Origin of the sequence: Bacillus sp. FSL W7-1085 (genome assembly GCF_038595035.1) — a bacterium.
GTDB lineage: Bacteria > Bacillota > Bacilli > Bacillales > Bacillaceae > Bacillus > Bacillus altitudinis.
The window spans coordinates 3128626-3146340 of sequence record NZ_CP152000.1 but is presented as its reverse complement, the minus strand read 5'-3'; the positions used below and the strand labels follow the sequence as shown (position 1 = coordinate 3146340).

18 protein-coding genes are annotated in these 17715 nt (G+C 42.4%); 14 read left to right on the top strand and 4 right to left on the bottom strand.

Going from position 1 to position 17715, the window contains the following annotated elements:
• Window positions 1–5 precede the first annotated feature (5 nt).
• Window positions 6–1448: a sigma 54-interacting transcriptional regulator gene (locus MKY11_RS16440; RefSeq protein WP_082136021.1), complete on the bottom strand. Its 1443-nt coding sequence runs from the start codon at window positions 1446–1448 to the stop codon at window positions 6–8.
• Window positions 1449–1657: 209 nt separating this feature from the next.
• Between MKY11_RS16440 and MKY11_RS16435 the strand changes: the two genes are divergently transcribed.
• The 13 genes from MKY11_RS16435 (at window position 1658) to MKY11_RS16375 (ending at window position 15171) form a co-directional block, all read left to right on the top strand.
• Window positions 1658–2851 carry an ornithine--oxo-acid transaminase gene (locus tag MKY11_RS16435; protein ID WP_342501612.1) on the top strand — a complete coding sequence of 398 codons (1194 nt, stop codon included), beginning with the start codon at window positions 1658–1660 and terminating at the stop codon, window positions 2849–2851.
• A gap of 101 nt (window positions 2852–2952) precedes the next feature.
• The gene (locus MKY11_RS16430; RefSeq protein ID WP_024719841.1) at window positions 2953–4374 is read left to right on the top strand and encodes an amino acid permease; all 1422 of its coding nucleotides are present in this window, start codon (window positions 2953–2955) and stop codon (window positions 4372–4374) included.
• Between the two features lie 289 nt (window positions 4375–4663).
• Window positions 4664–5701, top strand: coding sequence for a sugar-binding transcriptional regulator (locus MKY11_RS16425; RefSeq protein WP_008347711.1), 1038 nt, complete (start codon window positions 4664–4666; stop codon window positions 5699–5701).
• Between the two features lie 31 nt (window positions 5702–5732).
• The gene (gap, locus tag MKY11_RS16420) at window positions 5733–6740 is read left to right on the top strand and encodes a type I glyceraldehyde-3-phosphate dehydrogenase (protein ID WP_007500174.1); all 1008 of its coding nucleotides are present in this window, start codon (window positions 5733–5735) and stop codon (window positions 6738–6740) included.
• Window positions 6741–6953: 213 nt separating this feature from the next.
• On the top strand, window positions 6954–8138 hold the full coding sequence (locus MKY11_RS16415; protein ID WP_024719840.1) for a phosphoglycerate kinase: 1185 nt from the start codon (window positions 6954–6956) through the stop codon (window positions 8136–8138).
• A 30-nt stretch (window positions 8139–8168) separates the two neighbouring features.
• Window positions 8169–8930 (top strand): triose-phosphate isomerase, encoded by a 762-nt coding sequence (tpiA, locus tag MKY11_RS16410; protein ID WP_017359213.1) that lies wholly within the window; start codon window positions 8169–8171, stop codon window positions 8928–8930.
• Window positions 8923–10458 (top strand): 2,3-bisphosphoglycerate-independent phosphoglycerate mutase, encoded by a 1536-nt coding sequence (gene gpmI / locus MKY11_RS16405; protein WP_017359214.1) that lies wholly within the window; start codon window positions 8923–8925, stop codon window positions 10456–10458. The genes tpiA and gpmI overlap by 8 nt, the downstream gene beginning before the upstream one ends.
• Window positions 10459–10488: 30 nt before the next feature.
• Window positions 10489–11781 (top strand): phosphopyruvate hydratase, encoded by a 1293-nt coding sequence (eno, locus tag MKY11_RS16400; RefSeq protein WP_003212752.1) that lies wholly within the window; start codon window positions 10489–10491, stop codon window positions 11779–11781.
• A 280-nt stretch (window positions 11782–12061) separates the two neighbouring features.
• Window positions 12062–12331: a hypothetical protein gene (locus MKY11_RS16395; protein WP_039169204.1), complete on the top strand. Its 270-nt coding sequence runs from the start codon at window positions 12062–12064 to the stop codon at window positions 12329–12331.
• A 59-nt stretch (window positions 12332–12390) separates the two neighbouring features.
• Window positions 12391–13158, top strand: a complete 768-nt coding sequence (locus MKY11_RS16390) for an ABC transporter ATP-binding protein (protein ID WP_024719839.1) — start codon at window positions 12391–12393, stop codon at window positions 13156–13158.
• Window positions 13130–14527: a hypothetical protein gene (locus MKY11_RS16385; protein ID WP_342501611.1), complete on the top strand. Its 1398-nt coding sequence runs from the start codon at window positions 13130–13132 to the stop codon at window positions 14525–14527. Before MKY11_RS16390 ends, MKY11_RS16385 begins: the two co-directional genes overlap by 29 nt.
• Complete coding sequence (locus MKY11_RS16380; protein ID WP_039169208.1) at window positions 14524–14889, top strand: hypothetical protein; 366 nt, start codon at window positions 14524–14526, stop codon at window positions 14887–14889. The genes MKY11_RS16385 and MKY11_RS16380 overlap by 4 nt, the downstream gene beginning before the upstream one ends.
• Window positions 14890–15171, top strand: coding sequence for a hypothetical protein (locus MKY11_RS16375; RefSeq protein ID WP_008347692.1), 282 nt, complete (start codon window positions 14890–14892; stop codon window positions 15169–15171).
• Window positions 15172–15191: 20 nt separating this feature from the next.
• Here MKY11_RS16375 and MKY11_RS16370 read toward each other — a convergent pair whose 3' ends face one another.
• Both MKY11_RS16370 and MKY11_RS16365 read right to left on the bottom strand, forming a co-directional pair.
• Window positions 15192–15656 (bottom strand): GNAT family N-acetyltransferase, encoded by a 465-nt coding sequence (locus MKY11_RS16370; protein ID WP_017359218.1) that lies wholly within the window; start codon window positions 15654–15656, stop codon window positions 15192–15194.
• A gap of 15 nt (window positions 15657–15671) precedes the next feature.
• Complete coding sequence (locus MKY11_RS16365; RefSeq protein WP_096881867.1) at window positions 15672–16136, bottom strand: hypothetical protein; 465 nt, start codon at window positions 16134–16136, stop codon at window positions 15672–15674.
• Between the two features lie 118 nt (window positions 16137–16254).
• On the opposite strand from MKY11_RS16365, the gene MKY11_RS16360 reads away from it, so the two are divergent.
• Window positions 16255–16890, top strand: coding sequence for an NAAT family transporter (locus tag MKY11_RS16360; RefSeq protein WP_135009679.1), 636 nt, complete (start codon window positions 16255–16257; stop codon window positions 16888–16890).
• A 55-nt stretch (window positions 16891–16945) separates the two neighbouring features.
• Here MKY11_RS16360 and MKY11_RS16355 read toward each other — a convergent pair whose 3' ends face one another.
• Window positions 16946–17482 (bottom strand): GbsR/MarR family transcriptional regulator, encoded by a 537-nt coding sequence (locus MKY11_RS16355; RefSeq protein ID WP_017359221.1) that lies wholly within the window; start codon window positions 17480–17482, stop codon window positions 16946–16948.
• Window positions 17483–17715: the final 233 nt, after the last annotated feature.

Genomic DNA, 17715 nt, shown 5'->3' with positions numbered 1-17715 from the left:
CTCTATTATTGAAGAGAAATATGCAATTTTTTCATTCGATATTGCAGACTTTGCCTGCTCATGCCCAATATCTTTGCAGTCTGTGAAATATTGTCGTCCATTTTATTTAAGTAATGGACGATGTATTGTTTTTCAAATCGTTCCATTTGGGTTTGGAAGTCAGTTGTATGATCTGAGCTCGTGTAGACAAACGTATCAGTTGCAGCTGATAGATTAAGCGGACTCATCTGCATGTGTTCACTAGGACGTCCTTCTCCTTGCTTGAAACGGAAATGGTAAGGAAGGTGATGCATGCTTAAGTATGTTTCGTCCATCATCATATTCATCCCAGCTTCAATCACATGCTCCAGTTCTCTTACATTGCCCGGCCAATGATACGTTTGGAACAGGGCAAGTACCTCTTCATCAGCCGCCTTCACATTCATTTGAAACAGTTCATTATATTTTTGAATAAAATGCATGACAAATGTGGGGATGTCTTCTTTTCGCTCAGAGAGTGGCGGGATAAACAAGGTGACAATGCCAAGCCGGTAAAATAAATCCTTTCGCATTCGTCCACCTGCGATCGCATCCACAGGGTCCTCATTCATATTAGCAATCACTCTCACATCAATGGCGATTTCCTTTGTACTGCCTAACCTTCTCACACGTTTCTCTTGCAAGACGCGCAATAGTTTTGCTTGAAGAGCTGGGTGTAATGAGTTGATCTCATCTAAAAGCAGTGTACCTCCTTGTGCTTGTTCGAATAGACCGGGCTGATCTGTTGCCCCTGTAAAAGCCCCTTTTTGTGTTCCAAAAAGCAGACTTTCAATGAGGTTATCAGGCAGTGCTGCGCAATTCTGCGTAATAAATGGTCCAGATGAACGGCTGCTGCCATTATGAATGCTTTGTGCAAATAGCTCTTTCCCCGTCCCTGTCTCACCAACAATCAGCACATAAGAAGAGGTACGTGTGGCTCGTTTCGCATGTTCAATCACTTCTAAAAAGGCAGGACTCTCCCCAATGATTGAATCAAATGTAAAGCGTGTGTTTCCTTTTTTCTTCATATTGTGATGAATGAGCCGTTCCAGTTTCGTGACATCATTCGAAATTTCAACCGCCCCTTGAATCAAACCGTCTCGAACGAGCGGGTATGTATGGTTAATCGTTGTGATTTCTTTTCCATTGTAGTTGTGATACGTCTGCTTTGCATGAACCGTCTGTTTCCCGGTTCGCAGCGCTTGGACAAGTGTACTGTGCATCTCATCCTGAAACACAAAGAGGTCTAAGACATTTTTATAAAGGACATCAGAACGTTTTAAAGATTCGATCTCCATCATTTTTTTGTTATAAACAATGGTATTACCATTTTCATCAATGGCGTGAACCCCAACATCAATTAAATCGAGCATTTGTTTATATAGATCAATCTCATTTTCAAGCTTTGCGGTATGCTGATCTTTTTTCACTTGCGCCACCTCCAGACATTACCTCTATTTTACATGAAAAATTTTGCGGTTTCCTCTAAAAAAATTTGCATATGCAAAATTATTTTGCGTTAAAGATGAGAACAATCCTAGGCACAGAGCGATCACTAAGTTGGCATGATCCTTGCATAACATAAGAGTGAAGATGAACCCAATCAAAAGAGGCAAGCTTATAGAAGGAGGAATACACGATGACACAGACAAAAGCATTGATTCATCAAACAGAACAATACGGTGCGGCGAACTATCATCCGTTGCCAATTGTGATTTCAGAGGCTGAGGGAGTGTGGGTGACTGATCCTGAGGGCAACCGCTACATGGATATGCTCAGTGCATATTCTGCAGTGAACCAAGGACATCGCCATCCCCGCATTATTGAAGCGCTTAAAACACAAGCTGACCGCGTGACACTTACATCAAGGGCCTTCCATAATGATCAGCTTGGCCCATGGTATGAGAAGATTTGCAAATTAACGAATAAAGAGATGGCATTGCCGATGAATACGGGTGCTGAGGCTGTGGAAACGGCTGTAAAGGCAGCGAGACGATGGGGCTATGATGTCAAGGGGATCGAAGAGAATCGCGCAGAAATCATTGCATGTACCGGGAATTTTCATGGTCGTACAATGACGGCTGTGTCACTTTCTTCGGAAGCAGAATATCAAAGAGGTTTCGGTCCGATGCTTCCAGGCATAAAGCTCATCCCTTATGGAAATATTGAGGCGTTACGCGAAGCGATCACTCCGCAAACAGCGGCTTTTCTCTTTGAACCGATTCAAGGAGAAGCGGGCATTGTCATGCCGCCTGAGGGCTTTATAAAAGAGGCAAAAGCGATCTGTGAGAAGGAACATGTGTTATTGATCGCAGATGAAATTCAAGTGGGATTAGCGCGGACCGGCAAGATGTTTGCATGCGACTGGGAAGACATTGAGCCGGATATGCTGATTCTTGGTAAAGCACTTGGCGGTGGGGTATTCCCGATCTCATGTGTTGTCGCAAACCGTGATATTTTAGGTGTATTTAATCCAGGGTCTCACGGGTCTACCTTCGGCGGGAATCCTCTTGCGTGCGCAGTATCACTTGCTGCACTAGATGTTTTAATCGACGAGAAGCTTGCCGAGCGCTCACTGGAGCTTGGGCAATATTTCAAAGACAAACTATCACGCATTCAAAGTCCTGTGATTAAGGAAGTACGCGGGCGTGGACTATTTATTGGGATGGAACTGACTGAGGCAGCTAGACCTTATTGTGAGAAGCTCAAGCAAGCAGGGCTGTTATGCAAAGAAACCCATGAGACAGTGATTCGATTTGCACCGCCGCTTACCATTTCAAAAGAAGACTTGGATTGGGCAATTGCTCATATCCAAGCGTTATTTCAAGCATAAATGATCAAGGGAGAAGCCTTCAAATTCTCCCTTTCTCTTTCAATGAACGGCGAATTTTGTCAAAGGTTGATGAATAGAAGAGTGAAAGTGGGGAAGCGGATTTGAAGCCAGAACAGCATAATGAACTAGAGCGTTCCATGAAAAGCAGACATCTTTTTATGATTGCCTTAGGCGGGGTTATCGGAACAGGCCTTTTCCTTGGGTCAGGACTCATTATTCATCAAGCAGGCCCAGGGGGAGCCATTCTTTCGTTTATCATTGGCGGGTTGCTCATGTATTTGGTGATGCTCTGTCTTGGTGAATTAGCAGTGGCGATGCCGACAGCTGGTTCCTTTCAGGAGTATGCAACCAAATATATAGGTCCGTCCACAGGCTTTATGATCGGCTGGCTTTATTGGTTTAGCTGGGCATGTACAATTGGACTGGAGTTTACGTCAGCAGGCATTTTGCTCCAAAGGTGGTTTCCTGATATCCCAGTTTGGCTTTGGTGTCTTGCCTTTAGCGTCATCTTATTTGCCATCAATGCCATCTCAGCTCGCAGCTTTGCTGAAACCGAGTTTTGGTTTTCAGCCATCAAGGTTGCTGCGATCTTATTGTTTATTATCATTGGAATTGGCGCAATTTTCGGAATGATTCATTTGAAAGGTGGGGAACCTGCCCCCCTATTTCGCCATTTGACGGATCATGGCGGACTTTTTCCTAATGGTGTTTTTGCGATTTTATTAACCATGGTCACAGTCAATTTCTCCTTTCAAGGAACAGAGCTTGTAGGGATTGCAGCAGGGGAGAGTGAAAATCCAGAAAAAACACTCCCACGCTCTATTCGGAATATTATTTGGCGGACGATGGTCTTTTTTGTTTTATCGATTGCGGTTCTTGCAGCGCTTCTGCCATGGCAGACCGCCGGCGCGGTGGACAGTCCGTTTGTTGTGGTGTTGGACAAGGTCGGCATACCATACGCTGCAGATATCATGAATTTTATTATCATTACAGCCGTCTTATCTGTAGCGAACTCTGGATTATATGCATCATCACGTATGCTTTGGGCGCTTTCAAAAGACGGGAAAGGACCTGTTTTCACGAAAAAATTATCCAAACGTAAAATCCCGATCAATGCCTTATTGGTGACAATGGGTGTATCCGCTCTATCACTGCTCACGAGTGTTGTAGCACCAAAAACGGTATATGTCTGGCTCATATCCATTTCGGGTATGGTGCTTGTCGTGGTTTGGATGTCGATTTGTTTATCCCAATACTTCTTTAGGAGACAATTCATAAAAGAGGGCGGAGATGTAAAGGATCTTGTCTTCCGAACGCCTTTTTATCCATTTGTGCCATTAGCAGGCTTTATCGCATTTGGCATTGTTCTTATCAGTTTATTCTTTATTGAGGATCAGCGGATTGGTCTTTATTGCGGAGTTCCATTTATGGCCGCCTGCTATATCATTTACTACCTCAAGATTAAACCGAAGGAAGATGCGAAACGATTTAATGAAGAGAAAGAAACGATACCGAAAACATAAGCAGGCGGCTTTTGACCGCCTGCACCTTTTCAAAGACAAATGCATTCAATATAGAAGAAAATAAATAGTTTGAAAAAAATAAAATAGCGGAAAGCTAGATGACAAGCAGGTTATCGGTCAAAATGTGTCTATTTTTTGTCTAAATGTGTTTGTAAGAGTTGAAAATGCAAGATTATCCTGTTAAAATAATTAAAGAAAGCAGGGATTGATTTTTTTTTGGCTGTGGCGGGACGTTTTTTGTCACAGTGGGACTTTTTTAGTCCAACGTGAAAAGAAAGGGTCGTTAGCCATGAATCGTTTATTGGAAGCTCAAAAAAAATTATTACCAGATCTTCTCACAGTTATGCAAAAGCGCTACGACATTTTGCAGTACATCAGATTAGCTGAACCAATTGGTCGCAGAAGTCTTGCGACAAGTCTTGGTCTGAGTGAACGTATCTTAAGAGCTGAAGTTCAGTTCTTAAAGGAACAAAATCTGCTGGATGTTAAAACGAGCGGTATGATGCTGACGACTGAAGGTCATGCTTTGCTTGAAATGCTTGAAGGAATGATGAAGGACGTTTTAGGTTTAACCTTTTTGGAAAATACATTAAAGAGGAAATTAGGCCTGGAAGAAGTCATCATTGTTTCTGGTGACAGCGATGAATCCCCGTGGGTGAAGCAAGAAATGGGAAGAGCTGCTGTCCAATGTATGAAAAAAAGGTTTACTGGAAATAATATCGTCGCCGTCACTGGCGGAACGACGATGGAAGCTGTTGCCGAAATGATGACCCCTGATGCCAAAAATCGCGACATGATGTTTGTCCCTGCGAGAGGCGGTCTTGGGGAGAATGTAAAAAATCAGGCAAACACCATTTGTGCCCACATGGCTGAAAAAGCTTCCGGTACTTACAAACTGCTGTTTGTTCCAGGACAGCTGTCAGAAGGTGCTTACTCTTCCATTATTGAAGAGCCGTCCGTCAAAGAAGTGCTTCAAACAATTAAATCATCCACGATGCTTATTCATGGAATCGGTGAAGCAAAAACAATGGCGATGAGACGAAACACACCTGCTGAAGATTTAAAAAAGATTGATGAGCATGACGCAGTGACAGAGGCTTTTGGCTATTACTTTAATCGTGATGGCGAGGTCGTCCACAAAGTGCACTCCGTCGGCATGCAGCTAGATGATTTAGAAAGCATTCCACACATCATTGCTGTTGCAGGTGGATCATCAAAGGCTGGGGCCATTGAAGCTTATTTCAAAAAACCCCGCCGAACGGTTCTCGTCACAGACGAAGGAGCCGCAAAAGAGTTATTAAGGGAGTCAATAGATCCCTCAATATAAAACATTGTGACCTATAAAAGGAGGAAACATCATGGCAGTAAAAGTCGGTATTAACGGATTTGGACGTATTGGACGTAACGTATTTCGTGCAGCATTAAACAATCCTGAAGTTGAGGTAGTAGCGGTTAACGATCTAACAGACGCTAACATGCTTGCACACCTTTTACAATATGACTCTGTTCACGGAAAACTAGATGCAGAGGTTTCTGTAGACGGTACGAACTTAGTAGTGAACGGTAAAACAATCGAAGTATCAGCTGAGCGTGACCCTGCGAAATTAAGCTGGGGTAAACAAGGCGTAGAAATCGTTGTTGAATCTACTGGATTCTTCACAAAACGTGCAGACGCTGCTAAACACTTAGAAGCTGGCGCTAAAAAAGTCATCATCTCTGCTCCTGCTAACGAAGAAGATATCACAATCGTTATGGGTGTAAACGAAGACAAATACGATGCAGCTAGCCACGATGTCATCTCTAATGCATCTTGTACAACAAACTGCTTAGCTCCATTTGCAAAAGTACTTAACGATAAATTTGGTATCAAACGCGGTATGATGACAACTGTTCACTCATACACAAATGACCAACAAATTCTTGATCTTCCGCACAAAGACTACCGTCGTGCTCGTGCAGCTGCGGAAAACATCATCCCAACTTCTACAGGTGCTGCTAAAGCTGTTTCACTTGTATTGCCTGAACTTAAAGGTAAATTAAACGGTGGCGCTATGCGTGTTCCAACACCTAACGTTTCTTTAGTTGATCTTGTTGCTGAATTAAATCAAGATGTGACAGCTGAAGACGTAAATGCAGCACTTAAAGAAGCGGCTGAAGGAGAACTTAAAGGAATCCTTGGCTACAGCGAAGAGCCATTAGTATCTGGTGACTACAATGGTAATGCAAACTCTTCAACAATCGATGCTCTTTCTACAATGGTAATGGAAGGCAGCATGGTGAAAGTCATTTCTTGGTACGATAACGAGAGTGGATATTCTCACCGCGTTGTTGACCTTGCAGCTTACATTGCAAAACAAGGTCTTTAATTTCTCACACTGAAGGAACTCACTTGGTTCTTTCCTAGAGACACGATATAATGAAGACGGACAAGGGAAGGGGAAGCATCCCTTTCCCTTTTTCTCTGTATTTATCCGTTCTGCACGATTTCTCGTTTTGATGAGGGCAAAATGGGAAAAGGATAAAGAGAGACTTGTCCAATGCGTAAGGAAACCAGAATAAAGGAGGATCTCCTGACGAGCATGAATAAGAAATCAGTAAAAGACATTGACGTAAAAGGTAAAGTTGTGTTCTGCCGCGTAGATTTTAACGTTCCAATGAAGGACGGAAAAGTGACGGATGATACTCGTATTCGCGCAGCATTACCAACGATTGAGTATTTAACAGGACAAGGCGCAAAGGTACTACTAGCTAGTCATTTGGGTCGTCCTAAAGGTCAAGTTACTGAAGAACTGCGTCTGACACCTGTAGCAAAACGTCTGCAAGAGCTTCTTGGACAAGAAGTGAAAAAAGCAGATGAAGCTTACGGCGACAACGTGAAAAAGCAAATCTCTGACTTAAAAGAAGGAGATGTGCTAGTGCTTGAAAACGTTCGTTTCTATCCTGGTGAAGAAAAGAACGATCCTGAATTATCAAAAGCGTTTGCTGATTTAGCCGATGTGTATGTCAATGATGCGTTCGGTGCTGCACACCGTGCACATGCATCCACAGCTGGTATTGCAGCGTATCTTCCGGCTGTTTCAGGCTTCCTCATGCAAAAAGAGCTTGAGGTTCTAGGAAAAGCCATTTCAAACCCTGATCGCCCATTTACAGCGATTATCGGTGGCGCAAAAGTAAAGGATAAAATCGGTGTGATTGAAAGTCTTCTTGATAAAGTGGACAACCTGATCATCGGCGGCGGACTTGCTTATACATTTGTCAAAGCACTTGGCCACGAAGTAGGGAAATCTCTATTAGAAGAAGACAAAGTAGATTTAGCGAAATCCTTTATGGACCGTGCAAAAGAAAAAGGCGTGAACTTCCTGATTCCAACAGATGTTCTGGTAGCCGACGACTTTTCAAATGATGCGAATACAAGCATTGTGCCAATCTCTGAAATTCCAAGTGATCTAGAAGCACTTGATATTGGAATAGAGACAAGAGAGAAGTATGCTGATGTCATTAAAAACAGCAAACTTGTTGTCTGGAACGGACCAATGGGTGTATTTGAAATCGATGCATTCGCTAAAGGAACAAAAGCAATCGCAGAAGCACTGGCAGAAGCAAAAGATACATATTCTGTCATTGGCGGTGGAGATTCAGCAGCAGCTGTTGAGAAATTTGGTCTTGCCGATCAGATGAGCCATATTTCTACAGGCGGCGGCGCTTCACTTGAATTTATGGAAGGCAAAGAACTTCCAGGTGTGACTGCATTAAACGATAAATAAGACCAAAACTGCTATAAGGAAGTGTCAATCATGAGAAAACCAATTATAGCTGGGAACTGGAAGATGAACAAAACTCTTGGTGAAGCTGTAAGCTTCGTTGAAGAAGTCAAGTCATCTATTCCATCTCCTGACAAAGTGGAATCTATTGTCTGTGCACCAGCCCTTTTCCTTGAAAAGCTGAACAGCCTTTCTAACGGAACAGACCTTAAAATTGGTGCGCAAAACATGCACTTTGAAGAAAACGGTGCATTCACTGGTGAAATCAGCCCTGCTGCGCTTAAAGATCTTGGCATCGGCTACTCAGTGATCGGTCATTCAGAGCGCCGCGAATTCTTCGCTGAAACAGATGAAACAGTGAACAAAAAAGCACATGCTGCATTCAAGCATGGCATCGTTCCAATCATCTGTGTAGGTGAAACGCTTGAAGAGCGTGAAGCAGGCAAAACAAACGAACTTGTCGCTGATCAAGTGAAAAAAGCACTAGCTGGTTTAACGAAGCAGCAAGTCGCTGAATCTGTGATTGCCTATGAGCCAATCTGGGCGATCGGTACAGGTAAATCTTCTACAGCAAAAGATGCAAACGATGTTTGTGCGCACATTCGCCAAACGGTTGCAAGCGAATTTGGTCAAGAAGCGGCAGACAGCCTTCGCATTCAATATGGCGGAAGCGTGAAACCTGCGAATATTAAAGAATATATGGCAGAATCCGATATTGACGGTGCTTTGGTAGGCGGCGCAAGCTTAGAACCTCAGTCTTTCGTTCAATTATTGGAGGAAGGTCAATATGAGTAAGAAACCAGCTGCATTAATCATCTTAGATGGATTCGGTTTAAGAGGCGAAACAGTCGGTAACGCTGTTGCCCAAGCAAAGAAACCGAACTTCGACCGCTACTGGAACGAATTCCCGCATCAAACCTTAACGGCTTCAGGTGAGGCAGTGGGCCTCCCAGAAGGTCAAATGGGGAACTCTGAAGTTGGGCATTTGAACATCGGTGCAGGACGCATCGTGTACCAAAGCTTAACAAGAGTGAATGTTGCCATTCGTGATGGGGAATTTGAGAAAAACGAAACGTTCCTAGATGCAATGACTTATGCAAAAGAAAATGACAAGGCCCTTCATCTATTCGGTCTCTTGTCAGACGGCGGTGTGCATAGCCACATCCAGCATCTTTTTGCCTTGCTGAAACTAGCGAAAAAAGAAGGCTTAACAAAAGTATACATTCACGGTTTCTTAGACGGACGTGATGTTGGTCAGAAGACAGCGAAAGTGTACTTAAAACAGCTTGAAGAACAAATCAAAGAAATTGGTGTCGGAGAAGTCGCAACACTTTCTGGACGCTATTACTCAATGGACCGTGACAAGCGCTGGGATCGTGTGGAGAAAGCATATCGCGCGATGGCGTATGGTGAAGGCCCAAGTTATCAAAACATCTATGATGTCGTTGATGACTCCTATGAAAATGGAATCTACGATGAGTTCGTTATTCCATCTGTCATTACGAGAGAAAATGGTGAGCCGGTAGCAAAAGTAAACGACGGCGACTCTGTGATTTTCTATAACTTCCGTCCAGACCGTGCGATTCAAATTTCAAACACATTCACAAATGAAGATTTCCGCTCGTTTGACCGCGGGGAAGCACATCCGAAGGATTTACACTTCGTCTGCTTCACACACTTCAGTGAAACGGTAGATGGCTATGTGGCTTTCAAACCAGTGAATTTGGATAACACAGTAGGAGAAGTACTTTCTCAAAATGGATTGAAGCAGCTGCGGATTGCTGAAACAGAGAAATATCCTCACGTGACGTTCTTTATGAGCGGTGGGCGTGAAGAAGAATTTCCTGGAGAAGACCGCATCTTAATCAATTCACCAGATGTCGCAACCTATGACCTCAAGCCAGAAATGAGCGCTTATGAGGTAAAGGATGCACTTGTTGCAGACATCAATGCGGACAAGCATGATGCGATCATTCTGAACTTTGCTAACCCAGATATGGTGGGTCATTCAGGTATGCTTGAGCCAACAATCAAAGCCATTGAAGCAGTAGATGAGTGCTTAGGAGCTGTAGTCGACGCAATCCTAGCAAAAGGCGGACATGCCATCATCACGGCAGACCACGGTAACGCAGACGTGCTCATTACCGAAGAAGGAAAGCCGCATACTGCACATACGACAAACCCTGTTCCAGTCATCGTAACGAAAAAAGGAGCGACGCTTAGAGAAGGCGGCATTTTAGCCGATCTATCTCCAACGCTTTTAGACTTACTTGGTCTTGAAAAACCAAAAGAGATGACAGGAACATCATTGATTCAAAAATAACAAATTGATTCAAAAGGAGAGAAATTAAACATGCCATACATTGTTGACGTATATGCACGCGAAGTATTAGACTCTCGCGGTAACCCAACAGTTGAAGTAGAAGTTTACACAGAATCTGGCGGCTTTGGCCGTGCGCTTGTTCCAAGTGGTGCGTCTACTGGTGAATATGAAGCAGTAGAACTACGTGACGGAGACAAAGACCGTTACCTTGGAAAAGGTGTTCTGACAGCTGTAAACAACGTAAACGAAATCATTGCACCAGAGCTTTTAGGCTTTGATGTCACTGAACAAGTAGCAATTGACAAAATGTTAATCGAGCTTGACGGAACTGAAAACAAAGGGAAATTAGGCGCAAACGCAATCCTTGGCGTATCTATCGCTGTAGCACGTGCGGCTGCTGATTTCTTACAAATTCCACTTTACCAATACCTTGGTGGATTCAACTCCAAAACGCTTCCAGTACCGATGATGAACATCGTCAACGGCGGAGAGCATGCGGATAACAACGTAGACATTCAAGAATTCATGATTATGCCTGTAGGTGCACCGAACTTCCGTGAAGCACTTCGCATGGGCGCTCAAATCTTCCATAGCCTGAAATCTGTATTAAGCGCGAAAGGCTTAAACACAGCTGTAGGTGACGAAGGTGGATTCGCTCCAAACCTTGGTTCTAACGAAGAAGCACTTCAAACAATCGTAGAAGCGATTGAAAAAGCTGGTTTCAAACCAGGTGAAGAAGTCAAACTTGCGATGGATGCTGCATCTTCTGAGTTCTATAACAAAGAAGACGGTAAATATCATTTATCAGGCGAAGGTGTTGTGAAAACATCTGCTGAAATGGTTGACTGGTATGAAGATATGGTATCGAAATACCCAATCATCTCGATCGAAGACGGCCTTGATGAAAACGACTGGGAAGGTCACAAACTATTAACTGAGCGCCTTGGCAGCAAGGTTCAGCTAGTAGGAGACGACTTGTTCGTAACAAATACGAAGAAGCTTTCTGAAGGAATCAAAAACGGCGTTGGTAACTCAATCCTCATCAAAGTAAACCAAATCGGTACATTAACTGAAACATTTGATGCAATCGAAATGGCGAAACGTGCAGGCTATACAGCTGTTATCTCTCACCGTTCTGGTGAAACAGAAGACAGCACAATTGCAGACATTGCAGTTGCAACAAACGCTGGACAAATCAAAACAGGTGCTCCGTCTCGTACGGACCGTGTGGCGAAATACAACCAATTACTTCGCATCGAAGATCAATTGGCTGAAACAGCTCAATACCACGGCATTGCTACATTCTACAACTTGAATAAGTAATGTAAAGCAACGCGCTGCGTGTGCTCTTTTGAAAAGAGCGTATCGCAGCGCTTTTTTTATGTTGAAATAAAGATGCAAAGCTGGCTCAAGCGAATTAGCTCTGCTTCCTTTGTCATATCCTATTTTTGTAAAAAATCATCCTTCAGTCAGAGGAGAAACGATGAGCTTGACGATTTATAAGCAATAAATCATGAAAACTCTACTAAAAATATGATCTGAATTGAACTTATGCAATTTGCATGGGGGTGGTATCATTTTACATATATTAGGGGGTGATGAGATGCTGAATCCTTTTAGCCTTCGTTTTCCAGTAGGCGTGTACATGTATGTCCTTCACCTACTGGCGGCATATGATGAAAGGAAGCAACGAATTCTAACTTCTAAGAACGTACAGAAAAATGCATTTTGGATTTATGTCCTTGCCGCTATCTTAGGCATTGTGACAGTTGCCGCTTTGATTTGGGCATGCAAAACATTTGGAAAAGGCTCGAAATTTTTAGGAGAGTTCAAGTTTTTAGGCCTGTATATTAAAATCAAATGCGGCTTCTAACAAATGGTGAGAACAGATGCGGGGTCATCTGTTCTATCTGAAATAAATGGAGGGACATGATGCTGACATTACACTTAACAGAAAAAACGTATAGCCGCACCTTTTCTCTCCGCGATATTCAGTTAAATGTGGAGAAAGGACGTATGCTTCTGCTTTTGGGGCATAATGGTGCAGGAAAGACCACGATGATTCAGTCTATGTTTGGCCTGACACCATTTACGGGTTTTGTCTCTTTGCATGGTAAACAGCTGAATTTTCAATCCTCAGCACATATCTCCTTTTTGAAAGAACATGTTTCCTATATTCCTGATGATCATGCTTTGTTTGATTATTTAACGCCGAGAGAATATTTTCATTTACTCCAGCTTCCAGACAAACGAAATGGACCTCGAGAAGAGGCCTTCGTCGATCTTTTTGAGCTGAAACCTTATATGGATCAGCCAATTGCCCAGTTGTCTCATGGCAATCAAAAGAAAACTCAAATCATTTCACAGCTCCTTAGGCCTTGTGATTATTATGTATTCGACGAGCCTACAAATGGACTTGATCCAGATATGATGATCATCTTAAAAAAGGTGCTCATGAAGCTGAGAGATCAAGGTGCAGGCATTCTCATTTCTACCCATCATTTGGGCTTTGGTGAGACATTGTATGATCACCTCATGATCTTAAGAAACGGTGATATCAAGCTGGATATGTCACGTCAAGAAACAAACAAGACATTCCCTCATCAAGCACTTGAGGATATTTATAAAGAAGTGAATCAAGATTACTATATGCAGGTGGAGAGGTTGCTCAATGACTTGGACACGACACGTTCTTCATAAAATAGAATGGGGCATGCTCACAACGAAAATCAAGCAGCTCGGCAAAAAATATCCTTTGCAGCTTCTCGCCGCAGCCGTTTTTATGTTGCTGATCTACTCCATATACGTTGTCATGAGCCTGCGTTTTTTTATGCAAGTAGGGGAGAACGAACCAGTTGCTTTATACCTTCAATTTGTGAAAATGACCCTGCTGCTTTTGGGAGCAGGTATTGTCTTTTCCCGTCATAAAATGAAGCGTCAAGAGTATCAGTTCTTCTTTTTGAATAGTGCGATGCAAAGTGTCTCATTTGTCCTTTGTGTGTATTTCTTTCCGGTGCTATTTTGTTTCATCATGCTTGGTCTGCTTTTTTTACCCATCCTATTAGGGCTGATCATTAGCGGCGTTACACTATCTTTGTATTGGATCATTGTGGTAGGGATCACTTGCTGTGGATTGGTGCTCTATACGCTTGCTTCTTGGATGCTGATACGCATTGGTGTGAGCCATTTTATATCAAAAACAAAAGAGCATTTACTGCTGCAAACGCTCGGATTTGTGACGCTTGGTGCTTTCGTGTTTCTCCTTTTTCAAAAAGCGGTTGAGATGATTCACGTATGGCCGTCTATCTATCTTGTATTTCTGATGATCTTTCTATGTGCAGGGTGGTTTTGGCTGAAGGGCTTGGCGGCTTGTTATGTCAATCGGATGTTTTTGCAGCTAAAGGTAGAGGTGAAGTCGTTTTCTTATCAAAAAATCAGATCGGATTCTTCATTTTTCACACATCTGCGGCAGGAGCTTGTTTATTTTAGCCGATCAGCTGTGTTTAAAGAACAAGGTATTTTGTTCCTGTTTCTTGTCTGTTTCACGATAGGTCTCCCATGGATCTTTACTCCGGCAGAGACTGGCTGGCTGTATGCTTTTATTGTGCAGTTTGCCTTAAAGGAGATCCTTATTATGCTTCCTCTGATGATTGGCAGGGAATATCATCTCCATCAGCGAGCCATTTTTATGTTAAATACATCAAAGGGTGCCTATTTATTATCAAGAATTTTATTTTATTACACAATGAATGTATTGATTTATTTTGTCTATATCGGGCTTGCTTATTTCATGATAGGGGTCGAAAGTGAAGGGCACGGTTTGGCGAGTTTGTCCATTTTATTGATCACTGTCATGGCGGCATGTGTCGGGTTTGTCGTGAAGATTAGTGAATTTAATAAACTGTTTGTGATCGTGATGATGATTGCTGTGTTCAGTATGTTGGATATGCTTTTAGTCCAGTGGCTTTCAGCAAATATCCAGCTGCTCTCAACTGCCTATATGGCTTGTTCAGCCGCATTCTTCATCTTCATATATGCTGCCATGCTAAAGAGGCCGATTGTGCGATGATGACGCTTTTATTTTGCTTAATAGCAGTTGTGCTCATTCATGAACTCGGTCATATCCTGATGGTGATGGTGTGCAACAAAATCGAAAAAAAACCCATCTTTGATTATGTGGTGATGATCGATTGGAAGCACGTGTCGATTGTCCATGAGAAATTTTCACGGCCGGGTTTTAATGTGATGGTGGCACTTGCAGGTCCTGTGTTTCCAGTGATCTGCTCGGGTGTGCTTTTCTTCATGTGGGGGCATCCATTGACGCATCCATTGCTGCTTTTTTCTTTATTAAATACAGTGATGCTGCATCCAGCTTGCCCAGACGGGAAAAATATCATCACCAGTTTAAAAGAGATGAAAGGAGAGAACTAAATGGTTAAAGTATTTCATTCGTTTTCTAGCGGCTTAACGCTTGCGATGCTTTATGTGTTTGCTGTGTTTATGACACCAGTATTTTTAATGCTGCTAGAGGTTCATCATGTTGAATCAAGTCCAACTCTATTTGGTATGCCATTTTATATCATGAAAATTGAACAGTATCAATTCAGCTCAGAGGCAACGCTCTTTGGGTGCGTGGTCTGTTTTTTAGCGGGTGCCGCTCTCTACTTCTTGATTCAATATGTGATTCATGCAGTGAAAAAGAGCAGAACATAAAAAAAGCAGGCTGAATGAAGTCAGTCTGCTTGAAGAACGAGTGACAACCGCACCATATCCATACACTGAATACCGTTCTCATAAATCGGTTCATCATAGTGCTTCAGAAAGAAATCGTGATCGATAGACGCCATGCGAAAACCACATTTTTGATAAAGGGCGAGCTGCTGAATACTAGAGTTGCCTGTGCCAATTTCAATTGTATGAAAGCCAGCTGCCTTGGCTTCTGAAATAGCATGGCGGATCAGCTGCTTCCCAATTCCTCTACCTTGCCATGACTCCTTCACGGCGACATTCATGATTTCCACTGTCTGCTGAGACAGAGGCGTCAGAACATACACACCAATCATGTCCTGTTTATGAAAAGCCACATAACAAGAACCAGATTGTACATAGGCAAGGACTTTTTCAGTTGAAGGGTCAGCTAATAGTAAAAGATCCATAGGAACAGATTGATCATGAGACAATGGCCGAATCTGTATCAAATCATTTCATCCTCTCTATTCTTTGATATACCCTTGTTTAACACCCCAATCATATTGATCCTGCACCCATTGAGAAGGAGGATGATGGGTGACATTTGGGTCCTTTTTGACAGTTGCTTTCCTAGTCGTTTGTGCTGCCTGCTTATTCGCTTGAGCCGTTGCTTTCGCTGATGCCAGTTCTTTTTGAAGCTGGTCTATTTTCAATTCAAGTGCTTTACGCTGTTTGATTTCTTTTTGATGCGCCTTCTTTTCTTTCTTCAGCTTGTTTGTGACGGTGGACAATTCCTTTTTTTGACCATCCATTTCATCTTTCATATCTGTTCCTTCTGACTTTAATTGTGTCAGCTGCTCATCATTCTTTCTCATTTCTTGTTGGTGTTTATTCTCTGATGCGGTGAGCGACTGCTGCTGCCACACAATCCAGCCAGTTGCACCTAGGATGATCACAGACAAGACAATGATCGTGATGTTTTTTTTCATGTTCTATTCCCCTTTCGTTAAACCTCTATTATCATCGGTTAAAACAAACCAGGTTTTAACAGAACAAGGGAATATTCGCATCAGATTAGCAGACACTATGAAAAAAGGAGGGTGTCTGTTGATTTCCTTTATGATTCATGTCATTGTGTCACTATTTGCTGTCTCAAACCCCATTGGAAACGTGCCTCTTTTTATCACTTTAACAGAAGGCTACTCAGAAAAAGAACGATCCCAGACGGCCAAAAAAGCGATTGTTGTGTCTTTTATGATTTTGATTGCCTTTCTTTTGGCAGGCAGGCTCATTTTCAAATTGTTTGGCATTGATATCCATGCACTCCGTATCGCCGGAGGTATTTTTATTTTTGGTATCGCTTACAATTTGCTAAATGCAAAAGAATCACATGTTCAAAACCCTCATTCGGATGAAAAGGCAGAGAGCAAAGAGAAGTCTGATGTTTCGGTGACCCCACTCGCCATTCCGATCATTGCAGGACCTGGTACAATTGCGACCGTCATGAGCTTAACGCCAGGAAGCCACCAAGTAACGCTTCATCTGCTTGCGATTCTTATTGGCATTGTGGTCGTACTTGCCATGACCTATTATGCATTTCATTATTCGAGTTTCATTATGCGAAAAATGGGGAAAACAGAGATGAATGTCGTGACACGATTAATGGGATTGATTCTAGCTGTTGTGGCAGTTGAGATGATAGGCGCAGGCATCAAAGGGATGTTCCCAATGCTGATGTCATAAGTGTATATAAAAAAGCTGTTTTTTTCTACAAAATTGTAAAATAAAACAGCTTTTTTTAAGGTTTTGGCACATGTTGAAATACTTCTTCACTTTCAAAGAACTCAATTAAACGGCTAATCCAGTCATAATAATCGAGACTTTCCTTGATTTCTGAAAGAAGAAGATTGATTTTATCTACTGTTTCTTCTGGCAGGTCATCTTGTTCAAGCAGCTCCAGCAATTCCTTGCATGTCTTCTTATGTGCCTTGCGATTTTTGCTGACAACACGTGACCAATTGGCTGCAAACAGTGAAATAAAGGTTTGATATTGATCTTGCTCAACGTCATATAAATCTTTTCGTATTCCTTTTTCATAAACCTTTTCAGCAATATTCAAATCAAGCATTTCTCGAACGACTTGACTCATTCTTGTTTTGCTCATGCCGGTCGCCTCTGAGAGCTCACCGAGCGTCATTGGTTTACGGTTCATATGAATGATACCAAGCACTCTACCCACTGTGGCAGAAAGACCAAAGGCATTCATGTTCTCGGCAGCTTTTTCAATATAATGATCCTGTGCTTTTTGAATGGCGCCTAACGCTTGCTTGTCCATTCCCCGCTTCATCCCTTCACGACTGACAATTTGTAACACAATATATCATATACCTGTTTGTTGATGAAAACAATAAATATTGAGTATTTGCTCGTAAGTTGGAGGAAAAAGGAGGGATCGGTACATATCAGGCCGTTAACTGAAAATTTTAAATAAATCTTATGCAATACAAACACATCGTAAACTTTTTATTTTATAAAGTTTGCACTATAATAAATAAGGTGTAAATTTTC